The sequence below is a fragment of the Leucobacter luti genome (assembly GCF_004217175.1).
Lineage (GTDB): Bacteria > Actinomycetota > Actinomycetes > Actinomycetales > Microbacteriaceae > Leucobacter > Leucobacter luti.
Genome location: NZ_SHKI01000005.1, coordinates 207993 through 225638 on the forward strand (window position 1 = coordinate 207993; position 17646 = coordinate 225638).

12 protein-coding genes and 1 tRNA gene are annotated in these 17646 nt (G+C 63.2%); 7 read left to right on the forward strand and 6 right to left on the reverse strand.

From position 1 onward, the window contains the following. Nucleotides 1-142 precede the first annotated feature (142 nt). The 5 genes from EV139_RS10075 to EV139_RS10095 all read right to left on the reverse strand — a co-directional run bounded on the left by EV139_RS10075 (nt 143) and on the right by EV139_RS10095 (nt 8647). Nucleotides 143-1048, reverse strand: a complete 906-nt coding sequence (locus tag EV139_RS10075) for a class C sortase (protein WP_130454207.1) — start codon at nt 1046-1048, stop codon at nt 143-145. A 225-nt stretch (nt 1049-1273) separates the two neighbouring features. Beyond that, the gene (locus tag EV139_RS10080) at nt 1274-2803 is read right to left on the reverse strand and encodes a SpaH/EbpB family LPXTG-anchored major pilin (protein ID WP_157993029.1); all 1530 of its coding nucleotides are present in this window, start codon (nt 2801-2803) and stop codon (nt 1274-1276) included. 81 nt (nt 2804-2884) lie between these two features. Continuing rightward, complete coding sequence (locus EV139_RS10085; RefSeq protein WP_198677532.1) at nt 2885-5626, reverse strand: SpaA isopeptide-forming pilin-related protein; 2742 nt, start codon at nt 5624-5626, stop codon at nt 2885-2887. Between the two features lie 1445 nt (nt 5627-7071). Next, nucleotides 7072-8079, reverse strand: coding sequence for a SpaA isopeptide-forming pilin-related protein (locus tag EV139_RS16305; protein ID WP_202318626.1), 1008 nt, complete (start codon nt 8077-8079; stop codon nt 7072-7074). Then, nucleotides 8057-8647 carry a hypothetical protein gene (locus EV139_RS10095; RefSeq protein ID WP_130454211.1) on the reverse strand — a complete coding sequence of 197 codons (591 nt, stop codon included), beginning with the start codon at nt 8645-8647 and terminating at the stop codon, nt 8057-8059. The genes EV139_RS16305 and EV139_RS10095 overlap by 23 nt, the downstream gene beginning before the upstream one ends. Nucleotides 8648-8815: 168 nt before the next feature. Between EV139_RS10095 and EV139_RS10100 the strand changes: the two genes are divergently transcribed. From EV139_RS10100 to EV139_RS10120, 5 genes are all read left to right on the forward strand, one after another. Then, the gene (locus tag EV139_RS10100; RefSeq protein WP_130454212.1) at nt 8816-9487 is read left to right on the forward strand and encodes an alpha/beta fold hydrolase; all 672 of its coding nucleotides are present in this window, start codon (nt 8816-8818) and stop codon (nt 9485-9487) included. Between the two features lie 288 nt (nt 9488-9775). Next, the gene (locus EV139_RS10105; RefSeq protein ID WP_130454213.1) at nt 9776-10330 is read left to right on the forward strand and encodes an HdeD family acid-resistance protein; all 555 of its coding nucleotides are present in this window, start codon (nt 9776-9778) and stop codon (nt 10328-10330) included. Nucleotides 10331-10332: 2 nt separating this feature from the next. Next, nucleotides 10333-10770: a DUF6325 family protein gene (locus EV139_RS10110; RefSeq protein WP_130454214.1), complete on the forward strand. Its 438-nt coding sequence runs from the start codon at nt 10333-10335 to the stop codon at nt 10768-10770. Then, on the forward strand, nt 10767-11051 hold the full coding sequence (locus EV139_RS10115) for an SHOCT domain-containing protein (RefSeq protein WP_130454215.1): 285 nt from the start codon (nt 10767-10769) through the stop codon (nt 11049-11051). The genes EV139_RS10110 and EV139_RS10115 overlap by 4 nt, the downstream gene beginning before the upstream one ends. A gap of 227 nt (nt 11052-11278) precedes the next feature. Beyond that, a complete protein-coding gene (locus tag EV139_RS10120; protein WP_130454216.1) occupies nt 11279-11470 on the forward strand; it encodes a hypothetical protein in 192 nt (63 codons plus the stop codon). A 215-nt stretch (nt 11471-11685) separates the two neighbouring features. Here the strand turns inward: EV139_RS10120 and EV139_RS10125 are convergent. Then, nucleotides 11686-11759: transfer RNA gene (locus EV139_RS10125), tRNA-Met, on the reverse strand. A gap of 423 nt (nt 11760-12182) precedes the next feature. Here EV139_RS10125 and EV139_RS10130 point away from each other — a divergent pair. Next, nucleotides 12183-15545 (forward strand): hypothetical protein, encoded by a 3363-nt coding sequence (locus EV139_RS10130; RefSeq protein WP_130454217.1) that lies wholly within the window; start codon nt 12183-12185, stop codon nt 15543-15545. A gap of 161 nt (nt 15546-15706) precedes the next feature. After that, nucleotides 15707-17566, forward strand: a complete 1860-nt coding sequence (locus EV139_RS10135) for a S1C family serine protease (protein ID WP_130454218.1) — start codon at nt 15707-15709, stop codon at nt 17564-17566. Nucleotides 17567-17646: the final 80 nt, after the last annotated feature.

A 17646-nucleotide genomic window follows, 5' to 3' on the forward strand; every position in this document is an offset into this window, starting at 1 on the left:
AGCCTATTGCCCCTTGTCGCAAGCTGTCACCGCTGATTTCTAAAGCCACAAACTGCATTGCAAAGTCTCCAGTTCCACTTATCCTCCAACTCGAAGTCTACTATTTGGTTCTCGAAAACCGGTAGCTCTCCGCACCCAAGTACTATTGTTGCGCGTTGGAACTGCACTCCGTGCTGGCATGCTGTGGTCGTCGGCGAGGTGGTTTTCCAGCCCACCAGGCATACCAGCCGATTACGGCGAGAGCGCTGATGTAGGCGACCGCCCACCAGGGGAATCCCGGCTCTCTCGCGGACGACCTAGCCTCCTCAATCGCTTCTGGCGGGGTGGGGTTGATACGCTCTCCGGTCACGAGAATTCGATGGGTGTTCACGCCAAGTGGTGTGCAGGTGACGAGCGTGACCAGGTCTTCACCCTCAATCTGCCGCAATGTCTCGGTGTCCTCGGGCGCGACAACCTGTCTGGAGACGACGCGGTAGTTCAGAACTTCCCCGAACGTCGTGATGGTGAATGTGTCACCCACTTTCACCTGATCCAGGTTCGTGAAGAGAGTGGCGGAGGGGAGGCCTCGGTGTGCGGTGAGCACGCTGTGAGTACTCTCACCTCCAACCGGTAGCGAGGTGCCTTTGAGATGCCCCACCCCGATCTCAAGTGTTTCTTCGCTGGTGCCGTGGTAAACGGGAAGGTCTACATCGATCTTGGGAATTTGAAGTCGTGCCATCACTCCAGTCGAGGTAGCGAGCATGCTGCGGTAGTCAAAAGAGGTGTCCGCGTACTCGCCGTTCCCCTGCGGCACCGTCGAATTCGCCTCGAGAAGTGCACCGGATGAGAGCGCCGAATTGTAAATATGCGCTGCTCTGAGTTGCTCTGAGGCTGACGGTTCAGCATCGTTGACTGATGTTTCGTATCGATTAACGACCTGGCTCTGGTTAATCGCGGAAACCCAGCTCGCCGCAGTGGAATAGGTGAGAGTAGTGACGCCAGCAACAGCCACGAGAACCGTGAGGATCAATGATGCTGAGGCACGCCATTTTCGAGCGGGCACAGTCATTCGAGGCGCCTCTTCGTCCTTCGTGCGGCTGTATGACAATGTGGGTGCGCCTCTCAGTTTGTGACAGAAGAGAACGCGGTGCCGGAAAGTTTATTTCCGGCACCGCGCGGAGCTTCCTGGCCCACTATGGGGGTAGGGGTCAGGAAGGAACCCACAACGCGCGCTTGAGGGGGGAGTGTCAAGCGATCTGGGAGATTCTCGCGCTGTGGGGAACCTACTAGGTGGCTAGGCCGATGCGGTGATTTCGCGTCGTCTGTTAAGTCGCAAAGCAACCCCAACCGCGCCCAGGATGAGAAGTGCCCCACCAACCACCAGGAGCATGCGCTCCCCATCGCCACCAGTCAGAGGCAGGCCGGGGACGAGCTGCTGATCGTTTCTCACGTCGAAGGTTGCGGTAGAAACCGTGCCTACAGTGACGTTCACAGAGTGCAGTGCGGCGTCTCCGGTTGGGAGCACGTAGCCTGCAGGAGCCTCGATCTCCTTCAGGATGTAGCAGCGGTTGGTGACATTGTCGTTCGTATCGCCAACCCAAAGGCCGGGGATTGCGATGCTGCCCATTGCAGCGGAGGTAACCGTGGTCACCGAGGAAAGTCCCGCAAGATCAGCGGTGGTCGCCGCGGCACAGGTGCCATCGGTGTCAGCGGTCATGTAGACCTCGAATTTCGCGCCGCCGAGCTTCATTGTGTCGTCAGCGTTGATCTTCTCGCCCAGAAGGTTGCCCCAGCGAGTCTTTACCTCGGTTGTGGGTGTGCCGGGAGTGCCGTCCCCGTCGAAGTCAAGGTCGTTGATATTAACGACAGCGGTGTTGGGGATCTCGCCGGTCGCGTTTGCGGTGGCGGTGAAGTCGACCGTGAGGGTTTTGCCGGCCTCGATCGGAATGGAATTCGGGGCAGGAGGGGTGCCCGGCACTGTTGCGAGAAGCGTAACCACAATCACATCACCGGTGGTGTCGAGCGTGTAATCAGTGCCTTCGGTGAGCGTCCCACCGTCATATGTGACTACCACCGAGCCGGACTTGAGATCCAGCTTCGCGTCGAGCGCGTCGGTGACGACGAACTTGGTATAGCTCTGCCCGCTGGGTAGTGCGGGAACCACCTGGCTGATCGTGTAGTCGATATCCTGACCGAGCACGACACCGTTGTTCGGCTGATCGTGGATGGTCTTCGTCGGAGCGGTGGATTTGAGGTTCTTGGGGTAGACGTTCACGTCATACTCCCAGCGGCCGGTGTTGGTAGCGCCTGCGGCGGTGTCGGCCGGGGTCGGCAAGGTAACGATAAAGGGATCACCCTTCACCACGCCAGCGGGAGCACTGGTCTCAGTGACGAGGTAGGCACCAACAGCGAGGCCGCTCAACGTTGGGGTGCTGCCACTCGCCGCGCTGGTCACGGTCTGGCAACCGCTCACTGGGAACGTTGTACTCGAATCAACGCCTGCGACCGTACCGGTCAACGGCGGAGTTGAGAGGGCGTTCAGGCCCTTCACTTGAGCCCAGCCAGCGTTCGAGGTATCGCCGAGGGAAGTGATGTTGTCGATCTTGCAAACCGTGAAAACCACATCGCCGATCGGGCCGGTCGGGTTGGTACCCGTTCCTGAGGGGTTCTGGTTTCCGTCTGCGGGGTACTCAAACTTGTGAATTGTGAGCGAGCCGGTCTTTGTGGCATCGACAGGCCCGTCGACCGGGACTGCGTTCGCGGGGATCGTCGCGAACATCAGTCCGCCGAATCCGAGCGCGACGGCTCCAGCTGCGGCGATCATGCCGCGTGTCTTCTTATACGTAGCCATGGGTGTTGTGCTTTCTGTGCTAGGTGAATCTCGATTGGTCGGAAAGTGGTGAGGTCAGTCTTGGGGCGACCTCCTGCCTAGCCCCGACGTGTTCCGTGCACGGCGCCAGAACACGGCTGCAAGAGCAAGTGCGGCAAGTAGGAACCCGCCGCCTGCGATGAGCAGGTGGTCTCGCCCGATTCCACCTGTCAAGGGGATACCTGGTACGAGCTGCTGCTCGTTCTGAATCGGGCCGAGATCCCAGTTGAGCACCGCCGGCGGCGTGGTTCCAATCGTGAAGGAATGGGGTGTCGTATCCAATACGTAACCAGCGGGTGCCTTTACTTCGACGAGGGTGTAGCTCCCTTGAGTGAGTCCGGTCACATCGAAGTAGCCTGCCCTCGAGTCTGTGTCCGGACCTGAGCAAGGCGCGTTGGTGCAGTCGTCGATTGTTCTGACGGTTCCTGATGCGCCTGGACCGGTGAGCTTCCAGCTTGAGCCCGCCAGATGTTTACTTCCATTGACTTTTTCCCAGAGCACACTGCCGGTGACCGGTGCAGCGGGCTTGTTCACGAATATGCAGTCGACCGTGTCCCCGGGGGCGATCGCAGTCAGTGTTGCACCGGCGGCGTTGGGCAGTGTGACGGTGCGAGGAGATCCAGTGACAGGCGTAATGGTGCACGTGCCGCTCACGAATACCCACCCCGCTTGCTGCGTCTCGGAGATAGCTACACTCGCACGGGAGGCTGGGGTTCCAAACGCTGCAGTCCAGGTCACCTTGCCGGTCGCGGGCGTCACCTGCGTAGTGGCGGTCGGACTTGCTGTAACCGTACCGGTAGTGGCTGTTGTTGCTGCGCCGAGTGTCCACCCAGAAGCGACCCGCTCATTCGTTCCGTCCGTGTCCTGAATGCGCTTGGTGACATTGATCTTCGCAGGTGTGGGTGGTTTGTTCACGAAGGTACAGTCCACCGTGTCCTGGGGCGCAATGCCGGTCAAGGTGACACCCGCTGCGCCCGAAATAGGTACGGTTCGCACGGCACCGCTCACGGGAGTAATCGTGCATGATCCACTCACGAACTCGTAGCCTGGCTGTTGCGTCTCCGAGATAGCCACGCTGGCACGGGACGCGCTCGTCCCGAACGCTGCAGTCCAGGTCACCTTGCCGCTTGCGGGCGTCACTTGCGTGGTGGCGGTTGGGGTTGTGGTTACCGTGCCAGCGGTCGCGGTGGTGGCTGCTCCCAGTACCCAGCCGGATGCAACCCGCTCATTGGAGCCATCAGCATCCTGAATGCGCTTGTTCACATTGATCTGCGCGTTCAGCGTACTGAAAGCGCAGGTCTGCGCAAAGTTGTTGAGATATGTCGAGAGGCCACTAAAGTCACTGACGTTATAGAAGTCGGAATTCTGTGTTGGGCCCGAGACGTTGCGAATGTTATTTGTCACTGAGAATTTGACTGCAGCATTCGAGGCGGTCAGATCGTCTACGTAGAAGGGCACGATGCGCGTACCCTTCGATTTCACGAGGTTCGCCGAGAACACGCCAGCTTCTAGCGCGCGAGTGTTGGGAAGGTAGCCCGAGAGTGCCAGGCCCCAAGTGCCCACCGGATTTGCGGTCAGGGTGGTCGGTGCCCCGTCGGTGATAAGAACCACCACGTCGTAGGTCACCCCCGAGTTGGCAACCGTGGTCAGCGCGTGATCCCAGTTCGTGGAGGCATTGTAGTTCGCAGTTGCGCTTAGCGGTGCAGTCCAAGTGCTATAGAGGTTCTTGAACGTCGCGGCCTGCGCGGGAGTGGTCACTGAATAGGGGCCGGGGTAATTCGTTGCGTAGCTGCCGTTCGCCTGAACGGCGGGGCTCACCCTATTGAAGCTGAACACACCAAGTTGTGTGTTCTTGCCGGTCAAGTTGTTCACCATGCCATCGATTGCGGCCTTCGCCTGGGTGACCTCTCCCGGTGCCATAGAACTGGAGAGATCGAGCACAACCGCCACTTTTAGAGCACAGTTCGGCGTGTACTTGAGTGATGGGTTGTCGCGCACTACCATAAAACGGCCACCTGACACCGTCGTCCCCGGCTGGGTTGCGTACGGCATCAGGGGATCGAAATTCGTGGCATCCCCGTTGCCGTCCTTCAGGAACGGGAAGGTGTTGTCCAGGGATTTGTAGGTCGACCCCGCCACCACCACGGTGTTCACCTGAAATAGGTAAGTAAACGAAGCAGCAGCAATCGGGGTGCTCACGTTGACGTTATTGCTGAACACCGACGTGGCCGGCATGTGCCATCCGGGCGTGGTGATCGCCGGCTGCGCGGAGGGAGACATTCCAACCCAAGGCTTGCGGTTGACCACCATGCCAGATTCATCGACCGCCGGTGTCGTGCCGGCAGCCTTGACCGGGACGATGAAGTTGCAGTCACCGTCCGCGTCGGAGACGCACTTTGCCCAACTGTAAGGGAACGGTGTGAATATGGCGTCGGTGACGGTCCCATCGTCTGCGGAGTACTTGCGTCCCGGGGCACCGAGGTAGAGCGTCACACCGGCCACTCCGGTAGCCTGAGCGTTGTTCATGTTGACGGCCTGGGTGCCGGTGTCGGCTGCTCTATCGCCACCGACGCGCACGCTGATGACGACGCTGCCTGCGGGTGCCACCGGTACCGAGGCAGGCGCAATACCTACTTCTGCTAGTTCCTCTGTGGTGATCTCAGGAACTTGCTGCGCAATGTCTGTGGGAACGGGCGAATCGGGCGACTCGCTTTCCATCTCTGTGTCCGATGGATCCTGGTCGCTGGGAACGGGCGAATCGGGCGACTCGCTTTCCATCTCTGTGTCCGATGGATCCTGGTCGCTCGTTGCACTCGCCTCTGGCGAGATTTGAGCAATGTTGTCGGTACTCGACGGCACCGGCTCTTCTGCGGCGTGTGCTGCCGTGACGCCTGGGGTAGAGCCGAAGCTCCCCAGAAGTAGTGCTGCAGCCGCACCTACCGCGGCTACTCGCACCAAACTGTGATACTTCGACGAGAAGGAAGCCCCACTTCGCATATGTTCCCTGCACCCCTCATTTCAGCCCAGATTGCGATAACGGCTGATTCTGCTCGTTCCAAAGGACAACGGTTTTCTCCATGTTTGCCCCTGAAGAACTCTCGCCTGTCACGAGCCCAATCACCATCGCTAACCTGTGAAATACGTTGCCGAGGACACGTAAATAGGTAGTGCTGTGCGCTGGATTAGGTACTATTGCGCCGCTATCCGTTCCGCTGTTCAATCAGATGCGTAGGTCTTGATGCTGGAATCTTCTTAGCGCTTTCAGAGGGATGCGGGATGTGCCGAGTAGACCTTGCCGGGCAACACCATGAATTTGAAGCGCGAGAAGGCGGCACGTATGGCGGCGCCGAGGGAGTATCCATTTGGGTGGACGAATGGACATGAACACATCATGGTTGCTTGCGTTGGCGAGATCTCTAACGAACCTCTGTCAAATTTTGTGCATCTCTGCCACCATTTCTATTTGCAAAGCGAGCCTTCACGGCAGTACAGACTGCGGCTGCTCGGCAACTCAGTCCAATCATCCATACAGCCAGCATTGCGGGCTCGGCCGCTATCGGCTCGTCACTTTGGGTCGGATGCGAACACCGTTCCCCATGTTCAAAACCCTGAGAATCATTGAGATGAGTACCAAAGAGTGACAGCTCTGCTGTTGGAGAACGGGGAAGCTGTTGGCTGTCATACGACAGACTCATTGCGCTTCGCTCTTCCCCGGATGACCAGGGCAGCGATCAAGAGGGACCGTGCAGCCGTGAACAGCACATCTCGCAAGTACCAGGAGGGGCGCCAGCACCTCCTCGAGCACGACGAGCAGCTCGCGAGTTTCACTGCACGGCTGACAGGCAGCCTGAGGCCACCGCAGAAGCTCAGCGCATCAGACGCGTCAACGAGAACCGGCCTGAGGCAGGCTGTGGAACTGTGAATGCTGGACACCCCGGAATGTGAGGCCGCATCCCTCCAACGGCAAAAGCGGCATGCGCCGCAAATCTCTGTCCACGGAGAATTGTCCTGCCGATAGGGAGCGGCTTCACTGCTGAGCCCCGTGTACTGAAGACGACTGAGACGCATGCACAAGCAAGCGACCCCGAAGCTGATGCTTCAGGGTCGCTTGCTTGTGCGCTCTACCTTAGTGAGGAGCGGCGGTTGCTGGGACTGAAATCACGACGACAAAGTTGACCGCTGCAGCCTCAGCCGCCGACGCATCAAGGATTCGTTTGAGGGATTCATGCTTGTTCCATTGCGCGCCTACGTCGTTTAGTAACCTGAGCTGCGGTGAAAACTGCGGCGCCGAGGAGCAGGATGGCTCCAACTCCCATCCGCAGGAGCGGGACCATGTCACTGCCACCGGTAACGGCAAGGCTTGTTTCGTGTGGCTTTGACTCCTTTACGGGCGGCTTCTCGCAATCGATAGCATCAAACTTCACGGTGTATTCCCCCATGAAACTGGCGCCGACTTTCGTGATAGTCCAGCCTGCGGACTGGACAAATACGTACTCCTCATCGCCAAGCACTCGCACGGTGACAGTTGAGCCGGCCTTGACCTCACCGACCATCGTGACAGTGCGAATGTTGGCAGTAGGTGGGAACATCACACTGGGGACGGTCGGCTGGCCAGGTACGGGACAGGTGGCCTGGACGACGATGGGTGTGGGAAGGGACATCGCCCAGGGTAGTCGTGTGTTTGGGATGCGTTTTGGAACATATGTGGTGCCAGTACCTGGGGCACCGGGGGTCACGCTGAACGGGGTGTATGCGGCGCTGCCATAAGGCAGATCGTATCCCACCGGAGCCAGAGTTTCTTTCAGTACGTAGCAGCGGTACGCGCTGAAAGGGTGGATTGGGTCCTGATCGATGAACAAGCCTGGAATGAACACGCGGCCGTTTGTGTCAGATGTGAATTCCGTAACCGTGGCTCCGTTCTCGACAACTTCGATTGGGCCAGACCCGGCCAAGGGGGTCGCTACACACCTCTCCCCGTAGGGGTCTGCTGCGGGGTACACTTCGAATTTCGCGCCAGCCAGCCCTGCGCCGGTCACACCGTCGACCTTATACGCTTCATACCAGCCCCACCGGGTAGTCGCGATGTTCGAAATCTCCGAGGGTGCCTGCCGCGAATGTGGTATGGGAGGCAACTCGTCCCAGCCTGTGGGGATCCAAGGGGGCAGATACGGGTGTTCCGGATCTCCGAAGCAGGCGCCTATGCTTGGGTTATCCGGATGGAGAACAAACATCGTGTTTGACTGCGCAAGCAGTATCGTTGGCCCACGCGGTGGTTGCGTACTCCAGTGTGCTGGTGTTCTTTATGATTCCGTCTCCCACTGCACTCACAGATGCATCAACCGTGACTCGGATTACCTGCATGTCTCGCGGCATCATGCCAGGAAGATTCACAAAGTCTCGAAGCCCGGTTGGGGTGATCCAAGCCGAAATCGTGTTTCCTGTGCGTTCCCATCGATACCCCGCGTTACTTTCTTCGTCAACGAATGGAAGAGGTGTTGGGTGCAAAGGGTCTGCTGGGTTGATCACTTCCATAGTCACCGCCTGTACGTCACTAATACGTGAGTCGAGCTCGTCGGTAATCTTCCAGGTGTCGACTACGCTCGTGTCCGAGTTGTGTGCTGACGCTTCGATGGTGAACGACGTCTCAGATCCAAGGCCCAGCCCCCGTTGCTCTTGGCCGGCGAACTGCTTCACTGGTTCAGTCCGCATATCAGCGGTCGCGGCGGTCGAAGCCAGGAAGGCCGTGGAGAGCGCGATACCCGCCACAGCGACGGAGGATATGGATTTGATGAGTGACATGATCCAACTAAATACCGGACCTGCAGCGAGTAGTGAAGCGGTTGGGGTGCAGCTTTTAGACAAGCACGTAGAGATATCAGTGAAATTAGGTATTGGGGTGTGCGCTCGCAGGCATACGGCGGATCGTGCTTCGCTGTCGGCGGCGAAGGTTGTGCGAAGGTAGAAACCATGAGTAGTGACGAGCTCGTTGTCTTCGTCCATGGCCTGGGTGAAGTACCTGAGGTGTGGCGCGCCCAAGCTGGCGCGCTTCCAGATGGCTTCGCCCCACTCGTGATCGACGTGTTTGGGCCAGCACCGAACAAGAGTTTTTCTCTGAGCAGGTCGGCCGCGAGCATTGCTGCTGAGATCGATAGGATCGGTGTCGCTGCAATTCATCTTTGCGGTCTTTCACTTGGTGCGATGATCGCCTTGCGATTCGCAGTCGACTATCCAGACCGAGTCCTCTCGTTGACGCTTGCTGCGGGGCAGATTCGCCTGCCGAAGACACTGGCGATCGCGCAGCAGGTATTCATGTCCCTGATCCCCGCGAAGCAATACGTGCGCAACGGTGTCGACAAGCCCCAGATGATCGCGGCACTCAAATCGGCGAGAACAACGGACTTCTCGAGGGAACTGGCAGCCGTTGTCGCGCCGACGCTCGTCCTCTGTGGCTCCAAGGATCGACTGGGTCTCCCCGGCTCGCGAGCGCTTGCAGAAGCCATCGCGAACGCTGAGCTTCGTGTCCTTGCCGGAGCTGGGCACCAGTCACACCTCCAGGCACCGGAAGCTTTCGCTCAGGCTCTCGGGGCATTTTTGCGAGCTCCTGCAGGAGTGCTGCCCAAGCGTACCTTTCCGCACTAGGGGCGGTCAGCTGCCCACGGTGGGGCTCGAAGGTGTACGGAGCAGCCGTTGCTGGCTGTTCTTCGACGAGGTTGCCACAGGGAAGCTCTCCAGAGTACTTGGAAATGCGGTCGCCCTAGAGGTCAGTACGACTATAGGCTGGCTGTTCTGGTGGCACCCATACCTCTACCTGCATACAAGCTTCGTCATGTTGGACGCGAAAGCCCACTGTCTAGCTGGAGTTGCAGATAGGATCGCTCGTAGACGAACCTGTCACAAACATGCATAAGAGAAAATCTGAGGCGCTTCATGACGACTGCCACCCTGTCCCCCGCCGCGCCTACAAAGGGAGCACGCCTCGCACTGCTAATTGGTGGGATCGCCGCCGTTGGCTTCGGCATCGCCGTACTCGCCTGGCCCACGAAGGCAGCAGTCGCGCTGACCGGTGTCATTGCCTCCTACGCAATCATCTCGGGTATCGTCTACGCGGCACTCGGGGTCTTCTCCAAAGAGCTCGGTGCAGGCGGTCGGATCGGCCACATCCTCCTCGGCATCCTCTACGTGATCGCCGGCGTATATGCCTTTTCCTCGCTCCAGCAGTCCGCTGCGTTCCTGGCGCTTTTCCTCACCATCATGGTTGGCGTCATGTGGATCGTCGAGGGCTTCACTGCGCTTTTCTCTCTCGGCCAGTCCGGTTCGAGTGGCCTCACAATCGTGTTCGCGATCCTCTCCGTCATCGCCGGTTTCACACTCCTAAGCAGCCCATTGTGGGGTGCAGTATTCCTGTGGTGGTTCCTCGGTGTCGCGCTCATCGTGCTTGGTGGTCTGAACGCGGTCCGCGCCATCGCCAGGAAGAAGGCCTAACCATGGCAACAGAGCAATTCGCGGGCCCCGTCGACTACCTCGTGTTCGTGTTCGACGAGCACGCCGACCTTGGCCCCGGCCTATCCGCAATGCTAGACCGTGTCGAGCAGGGGATCATTGAGATCTTAGATATCGAGCTCATTGGTGTCGACGAGACAGGCGCTCCCGGCCGGCTCGAGCTCACGGACCTCGGCGGTGTCACCGGCATCAACCTCTCGACGTTCGATGGGGCAGCGAGCAGTCTTCTCGACGCAGATGACCTCGCGAGCATCGCCGCCGAACTTCAACGCGGGCAGGTAGCGCTTGCGGTGGTGTATGAGGATCGCTCGCTCGCTGTCGCTGCAGGAGCATGGGCGGCGGCAGGCGGCGTAGAACTATTCTCGGGCGGAATCGCCATCGAGGATCTCGAACGAGCACTCAACGAAGGGAATCAGTCATGAGTCTCCTCCGCACCGCAGCGCGCGCATCCGTCGCAACACGGGTCATCGGGAGCACCCACCGCCGCCAGCAACAACGCTGGGCCGCGCAGGACACAGCTGCCGCCGCTCCCGCTGCAGCGGCTGCTCCTCCGGAGCCCGTCGCACCGCCCGCACCGGCACCCGCTGGGGGCAGCACTTCGGTTCTCGACCAGCTCGCGCAGCTCGGCCAGCTCCGGGACGCGGGCGTGCTCACTGAAACTGAGTTCGAGGCGCAGAAGCAGCGCGTCCTCTCCGGCGCGTAGACGCGCGCCGTTCCGAAGAGGGTGCTCGATTGTCTCGACTGGGCACCCTCTTCGCGTTCGTCGGCCTCTACCGGCAGCCGACCGTCCGTTCCGCAAGCCGGTCGTGGTCTCGAACGACGATCCCGTTCGCCAAAAGGCGAAGGCTCTGGACGTTCTAGCGATTAGCAGGTCGAGTTCATGTCCATCGTCTCTAAAGAAGCCGGCGATTCTGGCGAGGGGAGTCTTTCATGAGCGACCTGCCAATGATTCGCATCGGCGACGGCTCGAGCAACGAGAACTACCGCACCTGCGCCGTCTGCGGCCGTGACTGCGAGCCTGAGATATTCGAGGGCGGCGAGGGCGTTGGCATTCGGGTCGCGTTCTCGTGCCCTGAGCACGGCCTGCACGGCGTCACAGACCCGTTCGAGGGGATGAGGTAGGCCGTGCTCTCCGCTCCGCTCCGAGCAGCGGGCAGGCCCGTCCGCCGCTCCGCTTCGGACAGGCCCATGAGCCACGACATCCGCGTGATCTCGGGAGTATCACGCAGTATCACGGCGGAATCGCTTTAGCGTAGTCCTTAGCGTAGTTCGGTACTTTCAACCGAAAAGCCAACAGCCCCTGATCTGGTTTTCACCTGATCAGGGGCTGTTTTTCGTTGCGGGGGCAGGATTTGAACCTACGACCTCCGGGTTATGAGCCCGGCGAGCTACCGAACTGCTCCACCCCGCGGCACGTCGACAACTCTACCACGGCGGTCGACAGTGTGCGAATCGAGGCCTCGAGCTGCCTGTGGATAGTGCGTCGCACCGCCGCAGCGGTGCCCGCATCATCGGTGGGACATGCTCCGCCAGGGTGGCGGGGAACAGCGCACCGCGGAGGTGCTCGACGAAGGGAACGCTCATGAGACGACTGCCCCGGTGGGTGCGACTGCCCCGGTGGGTGCTGGGTTGGCGCGGAAGCACGGGTCCACGCGCGGTGCGAGCTCGGCCCAGCGGGGCGGCGTGGGCGGGGGACCGCGCGCGATTCGCGTGCCGGTCGCTCGTGCGCACGGCGGCGCGGGCTACCGCCGGTGTGGTCTTGACTGCGGCGGTTGCGGCGGGATCGCTGGTCGCGGCTCCTGCGCCCGCCAGTGCACTCCCGCGGGGTGAAGCGATGACGTTTCCAGGCGGACTCACGCTGTCGAACTACGTGATGCCCAACGGGTCACGCGCGTACTGCATCGAAATCGAGCTGGGCGAGCCGTCCGGCTACATCTCAGAGGCGGGGCGGGTGTCGCTGCTTCCGGGGAGGTCGGGAAAGTTCCCCGCTTGGGGAGACCCGAACGGGATGCGCCAGATCAACTACCTCATTGATCGGCACGGTCAGAAGCGTGACGCGTGGACGGCCGCGGCAGTGCAGATCTCGATCTGGCGCATGCGTGAGAACTTCAGCCAATCGAACCCGCATCTCAACAGTCGGATCGCCACGCTTGAGGGCTCCGCGCGGGGCCGCTCGCTGATTCGCGCGTCGGATCGGCTCGTCGCTGAGGCGCGGAACACGGCGACGCCGCCCACGCCCCCAAAGCCGGTCCGTGGCAAGCTGCGGATCCGCCCGGCGTCCGACAGCAAGCCGGGGCGATTCCGCGTGAGCTACCCCGGCGGCACCACTCAGCTCTCGGTTCGCGGCGGGACGTTCGTGCGCAACGGTGGCACGTCGCTGTCAGTCTCGGGGAGCAGTGCGTCGAACCGGTACGTGCAGGCGGACCCGGGCGCGACCAAGATTGAGGTGAACGGCTCCTGGCGGGTGCGCGGTCCGCGCGGCTGGGAGCCGCTGCTCGACATCTATAACTCGTCTACCGCCACGGGGCGCGTCGGGCAGCGCCTCGCGGTGGCCACGGGAGAGTCTGCGGGCACGGTGCTGCGGGGCAGATTCGCGACGGCCACGCGGGCCCTCCCGCTGCCTCCGGGCGCGCCCATCGCCGAGACGCAGGCGCAGCCGTCCGCCGAGGTGGGCGGCGTGATGCGCGACGTGCTCCAGGTGCGGGAGGCGCCGGGCACGCAGGCAGAGCTGTGGCCCGGCGCGGTCGCCGAGTTTACGGCGTACCTCGAACCAGTCGCGGGAGCCCCCAAATACGATTCGCAGTGGAAGCCGCGCTACGCGGACGTCGGCCTCGCGCAATCACCCGAGGCCGACGCGGCACCCGACAGCGGGGCGCGCGGTGACGCTGGGGAGGGGGCCGGCACCGGAGATAAATCGACCGCAGGGGGACATCCCGAAAATGGGGAATCTGCCGATGCTGAGCGTGGAGCCACCGCACCTCGGGGTGGTCTCGGTGTCGAATCAGAGCGGGGCCTCGGTGCCGATCGGGCCGAAGACGCAGGCCGCGGCGACGGCGCTGATCACGGCGGCCGTGCGGCGCACTCGGGAGGCACCGACGGGGCAGCGACTCCGGCTCCGGCCGCGAGTCCCCAATCCGGTGCTGCTGCGCGTGAACCGCTCACCTGGTCCGAGGAAGAGATCGCCGCGATGAGCCCGGCGGAACGCTGCGTCGCGCAGCCGGTGTATCGCGAGGGCGGGATCCGAATCCCGGGGCTGGGTACGTACCGGTCCCAGCGTGTGACGGTGCGATCGCCGGGCGTGATCAACTGGGTTGAACGGATCACGTCTGAGGGCGCGGCCGTGCACGAGGGGACGTGCGGGGTGCCGAATGAGCGCACCGTGATTGAGCAGCCGGGCATTGTGACCCGCGCGCAGCCCACGGCGCGCCTCGGCGAAGCGATGACGGACGTCGCGGTGCTCAGCGGTCGCTTCGCTGCCGGTGCACAATACAGCGTCGGTTTCGAGGCGTACCGGGCTGACACCTCAGCGGCCGGCGAGCCGGTGTGCGCCCCGGACAACCGAGTATTCAGCTCGGATCGGATCCCGGTTGCGGGCCCGGGAGAACTCCGCTCACCCGAATTGATTGCGCGCTGGGAACACGGGCCGACAATCTGGTGGGTCGAGTCACTGTTCTGGGAGACCGAGGACGGGCCGCAACGGCTGCATCGCGGAGCCTGCGGGATCGCTGCCGAGACCACCACCATTGAGCGCCCCGAGGTGTCAACCGTGGCGCCCGAGAACGCGGTGGTGGGAGACCTGATCAGCGACACCGCACGTGTCTCCGGCGAGTTGGCGAACTCCGAAGGCGCGCGATGGGAGCTCACCTTCGCCGGGTACCGGGCCCCGAGCGCCGCCGAGGGAGAGGCCGCGGCCGTCGACACCGAGGGGACCGAGGCTGAGCCCGAGGGGACCGAGCCTGAGTCCGAGGGGATCGAGTCTGAGAGGATCGAATCCGAATCCGAATCCGAATCCGAGTCCGAGTCCGGGGCGGAGGCGTCACCTGACGCGCAGCGCACCCCGCCGGTGTGCGCGCCGGAGAATCTCCTGTTCGAAACGGGGGCGACACCGGTTGATGGTGCGGGGGAGTACCGCTCAGAGGACGTGCGCGTGCAGGCGGACTGGCGCGGGTCGATCTGGTGGGTGGAAACCCTGTGGCTTGTGGAGGGGGACAGCCGGATCGCAGTGAGCGTGGGCGAGTGCGGCGCGGTGCAGGAGACCACGCGAGTGTCTGCACCGACGATCGAGACCCGAGCGAGTGCAGCGGTCGCCACCGGGGAGCTGATGCGCGACCTCGCCATCGTGACCGGGCCCCTCGCACAGGCAGCGGGGGTCACACACGAACTCGTGTTCGAAGGCTATCGGGGCGACCGCGTCGCAACCGGTACGGGAGACGCGCGCTGTGCTCCAGAGAACGCCCTGTTCGCTACCGATCCGATCCCGGTGCGAGACGCGGGCGAGGTGTGGTCCCCGGAATTGAGTGCGGACCCCGAGTACGGCGACACGGTGTGGTGGGTTGCCGTGCTGCGGCAGCGCGTCGCCGGTGAGGTGAGTGAACTCGCGAGGGGCAGCTGCGGGGACGCGAATGAGACGACCACGATCCAGGCGCCGCGGGTGCGCACCGAGTCCGCGGGCACCGTCTCGGTAGGTGAGGAGCTCTACGACGTGGCAATTGTCGAGGGGCGACTCGCTCAGCGCGCGGGTGTCAGCTACCGGGTGCGATTCACCGCCTACGCCGTGGGGGCCGACGGCGTGCTGCGGTGCGAGCCGGACGCGGTGATCCCGGCGCTCTCGGACCTGGAGGGCGTGCCCGTTGACCGGCCGGGGAGGTACACCTCGCGCCGTGTCGTGGTGGGCGCCGAGCACCAGGGTGTGGGTGGTTTCGTGGAGACGCTTCTGATGCGAGAGGGCGGGCGCGAGTCTGTGGTGCACGAGGGTCAGTGCGGCGCGCCGAGTGAGCGGTTTGAGGTCGTCGCGCCACCGATCGTACCCGCGCCGGCGGATCGGCCGAGCCCGAGTGCGCCCGCGGACGGCCCACTCGTAGCGACCGGAGGGGCGGGCGCCCTTCCGGCGCTGCTCAGCGCCGCGGCGCTGCTGCTCTGTGGTCTATCGACGATGTGGCTGGTGCAGTCCCGGCGTGCGGGGAGGCGTCGAGAGTAGAGTCTGGAAGGCGGGGTGCCGGCACCAGCACCCGGGGAGTGAACCGCTCGGGGATCGTCCAGGTGGGGCCAGCAATTCGCATCCGCAGCCCGTATGCAGTTCTCACTTATGAATTTCATAGATTCTCGGGCCAAGCTGGACTCATACGGAAGGGAGCTCACATGACCACCACCCCCGAGCACCAGAACAACGACCGCGAAGTTGCACCGCAGCAGCCGGGCGAGGCCGGCGTTGACGCCACCGGGACCCCGCGAGTCGCATCTGACGCGACTCCGCTGGCGCCCGAGGCTCCGATCCCGTCCGGCCCGGGCGCGGGCGCGGGCGCACCCGCAGCCCCTGCCGCGGCGCCCGTGACTCCAGAACCACTTGCGCCTGCAGTACCTGCAGCACCTGCAGCATCTGCCGCGCAGATTCCGCAGGGACCGCCCGCGGCGTCGCACACGCCGTACACGCCCCATGCCCCGCAGGGCTCGCCCGGCGTCGCCGGTGCGGCTCCGCACGCGGCGGCGACGCCGGCCGGCGCTCCCGCACCGGCGGAGCAGCCCGCCGCACACACGCAGACGGCGGCTGGGTCGCAGCCGGCCGGTCACGCCGACGCCGGACAGATGACCCAGCCGACGGTACAGCTCGGCGCCGGGTACGCGCAGGGGGCGCAGTATCCCGGCGCCGCCTCTCAGCACCCGGGGGCAGCCGGACACTACGCCGGGCAGCAGCCGGGACAGGGCGCCGCGTTCGGCGTCACCACTGAGGAGCCGGCACCGCGGTCGAACCAGCCGAAGAGCCGCACCGGTGCGCTCGTCGCGGGGCTCGCGATTGGCGCCCTGCTGGGCGGTCTCGTGGGCGGCGGCGTCGCCGCGGTGGTTGCCTCGAACGTTTCGCCGCAGAGCGTCGCGCAGGGCGGCGGGGCGATCACCCTGAACAATGCTGAGAACGCGACGGCCATTTCGGGTGTCGCCGCAGTTGCCACCCCGAGCGTCGTCACGCTCGAGGTGCAGAGCTCCAGCGCGAGCGGATCCGGCTCCGGCGTGATCTACAGCGAAGACGGATACATCATTACGAACGCGCACGTGGTGACGCTTGACGGTGCGGCGCTCGAGGGCGCCGGCATCCGCGTCAAGCTCAGCGACGGCCGGATCCTCGACGGCAGCCTGGTGGGCGTCGACCCCTACGCTGACCTCGCGGTCGTGAAGGTCGATGCGACCGGGCTGCCCGCGATCACCGTTGCCGACTCAGACAAGCTCGACGTGGGCGATCTCACGGTCGCGATCGGCGCGCCGCTCAATCTCGCAAATACCGTGACCAGCGGCGTCGTCAGCGCACTGAACCGCGGGATTTCAGTGGGGAGTCCGCTGATCCCGCAGGATCCCACGCAGCAGCCAGACGATCAGAACGACCAGGGTGACCAGGGCGATCAGGGCACGAACCCGAGCTTCCCCTGGGACTTCCGGTTCGGGCTGCCCGACGGCAGCGACGAATCGCAACAGCAACAGCAACAGCAGTCAACGAGCGGAACGGTCACGCTTCCGGTGATCCAGACGGACGCGTCAATCAACCCGGGGAACTCGGGCGGTGCGCTGCTCAACGGGTCCGGCGAGCTGATCGGCATCAACGTCGCGATCGCGTCAGCCGCGAGCTCCTCCGGCACCGCCGGCAGTGACGGCCTCGGCTTCGCGATCCCGTCAAACCTTGCGGCGCGCGTCGCGGACGCGATCATCGCGGGCGAGCAGCCGTCGCACGGCCTGCTCGGCGCGACCGTTGCCGACTCCAGCCAGGACGTTGACGAAGACGCAAACCACGCGGGCGGCCTGCTCGTTGATGTCTCCCAGGACGGCGCCGCCGCGAAGGCCGGTCTCAAGTCGGGCGATGTGATCACCGCCGTTGACGGAGTCGCAGCGGTTGACGGCACCTCGGTGTCGGCGCTCATCCGGATGCACGCCGGCGGCAGCAAGGTCACGATCGACTACACGCGGGGCGGCAAGCCCGGGCAGGTCGAAGCAACACTCGGAAGCCTTGACTGGTAGCTAGCGAGCGTCACCGCAGTACCCCTCGGAACGCCGCGGGTGTGTCGTCGAAAGACGCGCACCCGCGGCGTTTTGTCGTG

Excerpts from the sequence above, each read along its gene's own strand:
- EV139_RS10105 (WP_130454213.1), top strand. The coding sequence starts at position 9,776 with ATGACGACTGCCACCCTGTCCCCCGCCGCGCCTACAAAGGGAGCACGC.
- EV139_RS10120 (WP_130454216.1), top strand. The coding sequence starts at position 11,279 with ATGAGCGACCTGCCAATGATTCGCATCGGCGACGGCTCGAGCAACGAG.
- EV139_RS10135 (WP_130454218.1), top strand. The coding sequence starts at position 15,707 with ATGACCACCACCCCCGAGCACCAGAACAACGACCGCGAAGTTGCACCG.
- EV139_RS10095 (WP_130454211.1), bottom strand. The coding sequence starts at position 8,647 with ATGTCACTCATCAAATCCATATCCTCCGTCGCTGTGGCGGGTATCGCG.
- EV139_RS10115 (WP_130454215.1), top strand. The coding sequence starts at position 10,767 with ATGAGTCTCCTCCGCACCGCAGCGCGCGCATCCGTCGCAACACGGGTC.
- EV139_RS10100 (WP_130454212.1), top strand. The coding sequence starts at position 8,816 with ATGAGTAGTGACGAGCTCGTTGTCTTCGTCCATGGCCTGGGTGAAGTA.
- EV139_RS10110 (WP_130454214.1), top strand. The coding sequence starts at position 10,333 with ATGGCAACAGAGCAATTCGCGGGCCCCGTCGACTACCTCGTGTTCGTG.
- EV139_RS10080 (WP_157993029.1), bottom strand. The coding sequence starts at position 2,803 with ATGATCGCCGCAGCTGGAGCCGTCGCGCTCGGATTCGGCGGACTGATG.
- EV139_RS10075 (WP_130454207.1), bottom strand. The coding sequence starts at position 1,048 with ATGACTGTGCCCGCTCGAAAATGGCGTGCCTCAGCATCATTGATCCTC.
- EV139_RS10130 (WP_130454217.1), top strand. The coding sequence starts at position 12,183 with ATGACGTTTCCAGGCGGACTCACGCTGTCGAACTACGTGATGCCCAAC.
- EV139_RS10085 (WP_198677532.1), bottom strand. The coding sequence starts at position 5,626 with ATGGAAAGCGAGTCGCCCGATTCGCCCGTTCCCAGCGACCAGGATCCA.
- EV139_RS16305 (WP_202318626.1), bottom strand. The coding sequence starts at position 8,079 with ATGTTTGTTCTCCATCCGGATAACCCAAGCATAGGCGCCTGCTTCGGA.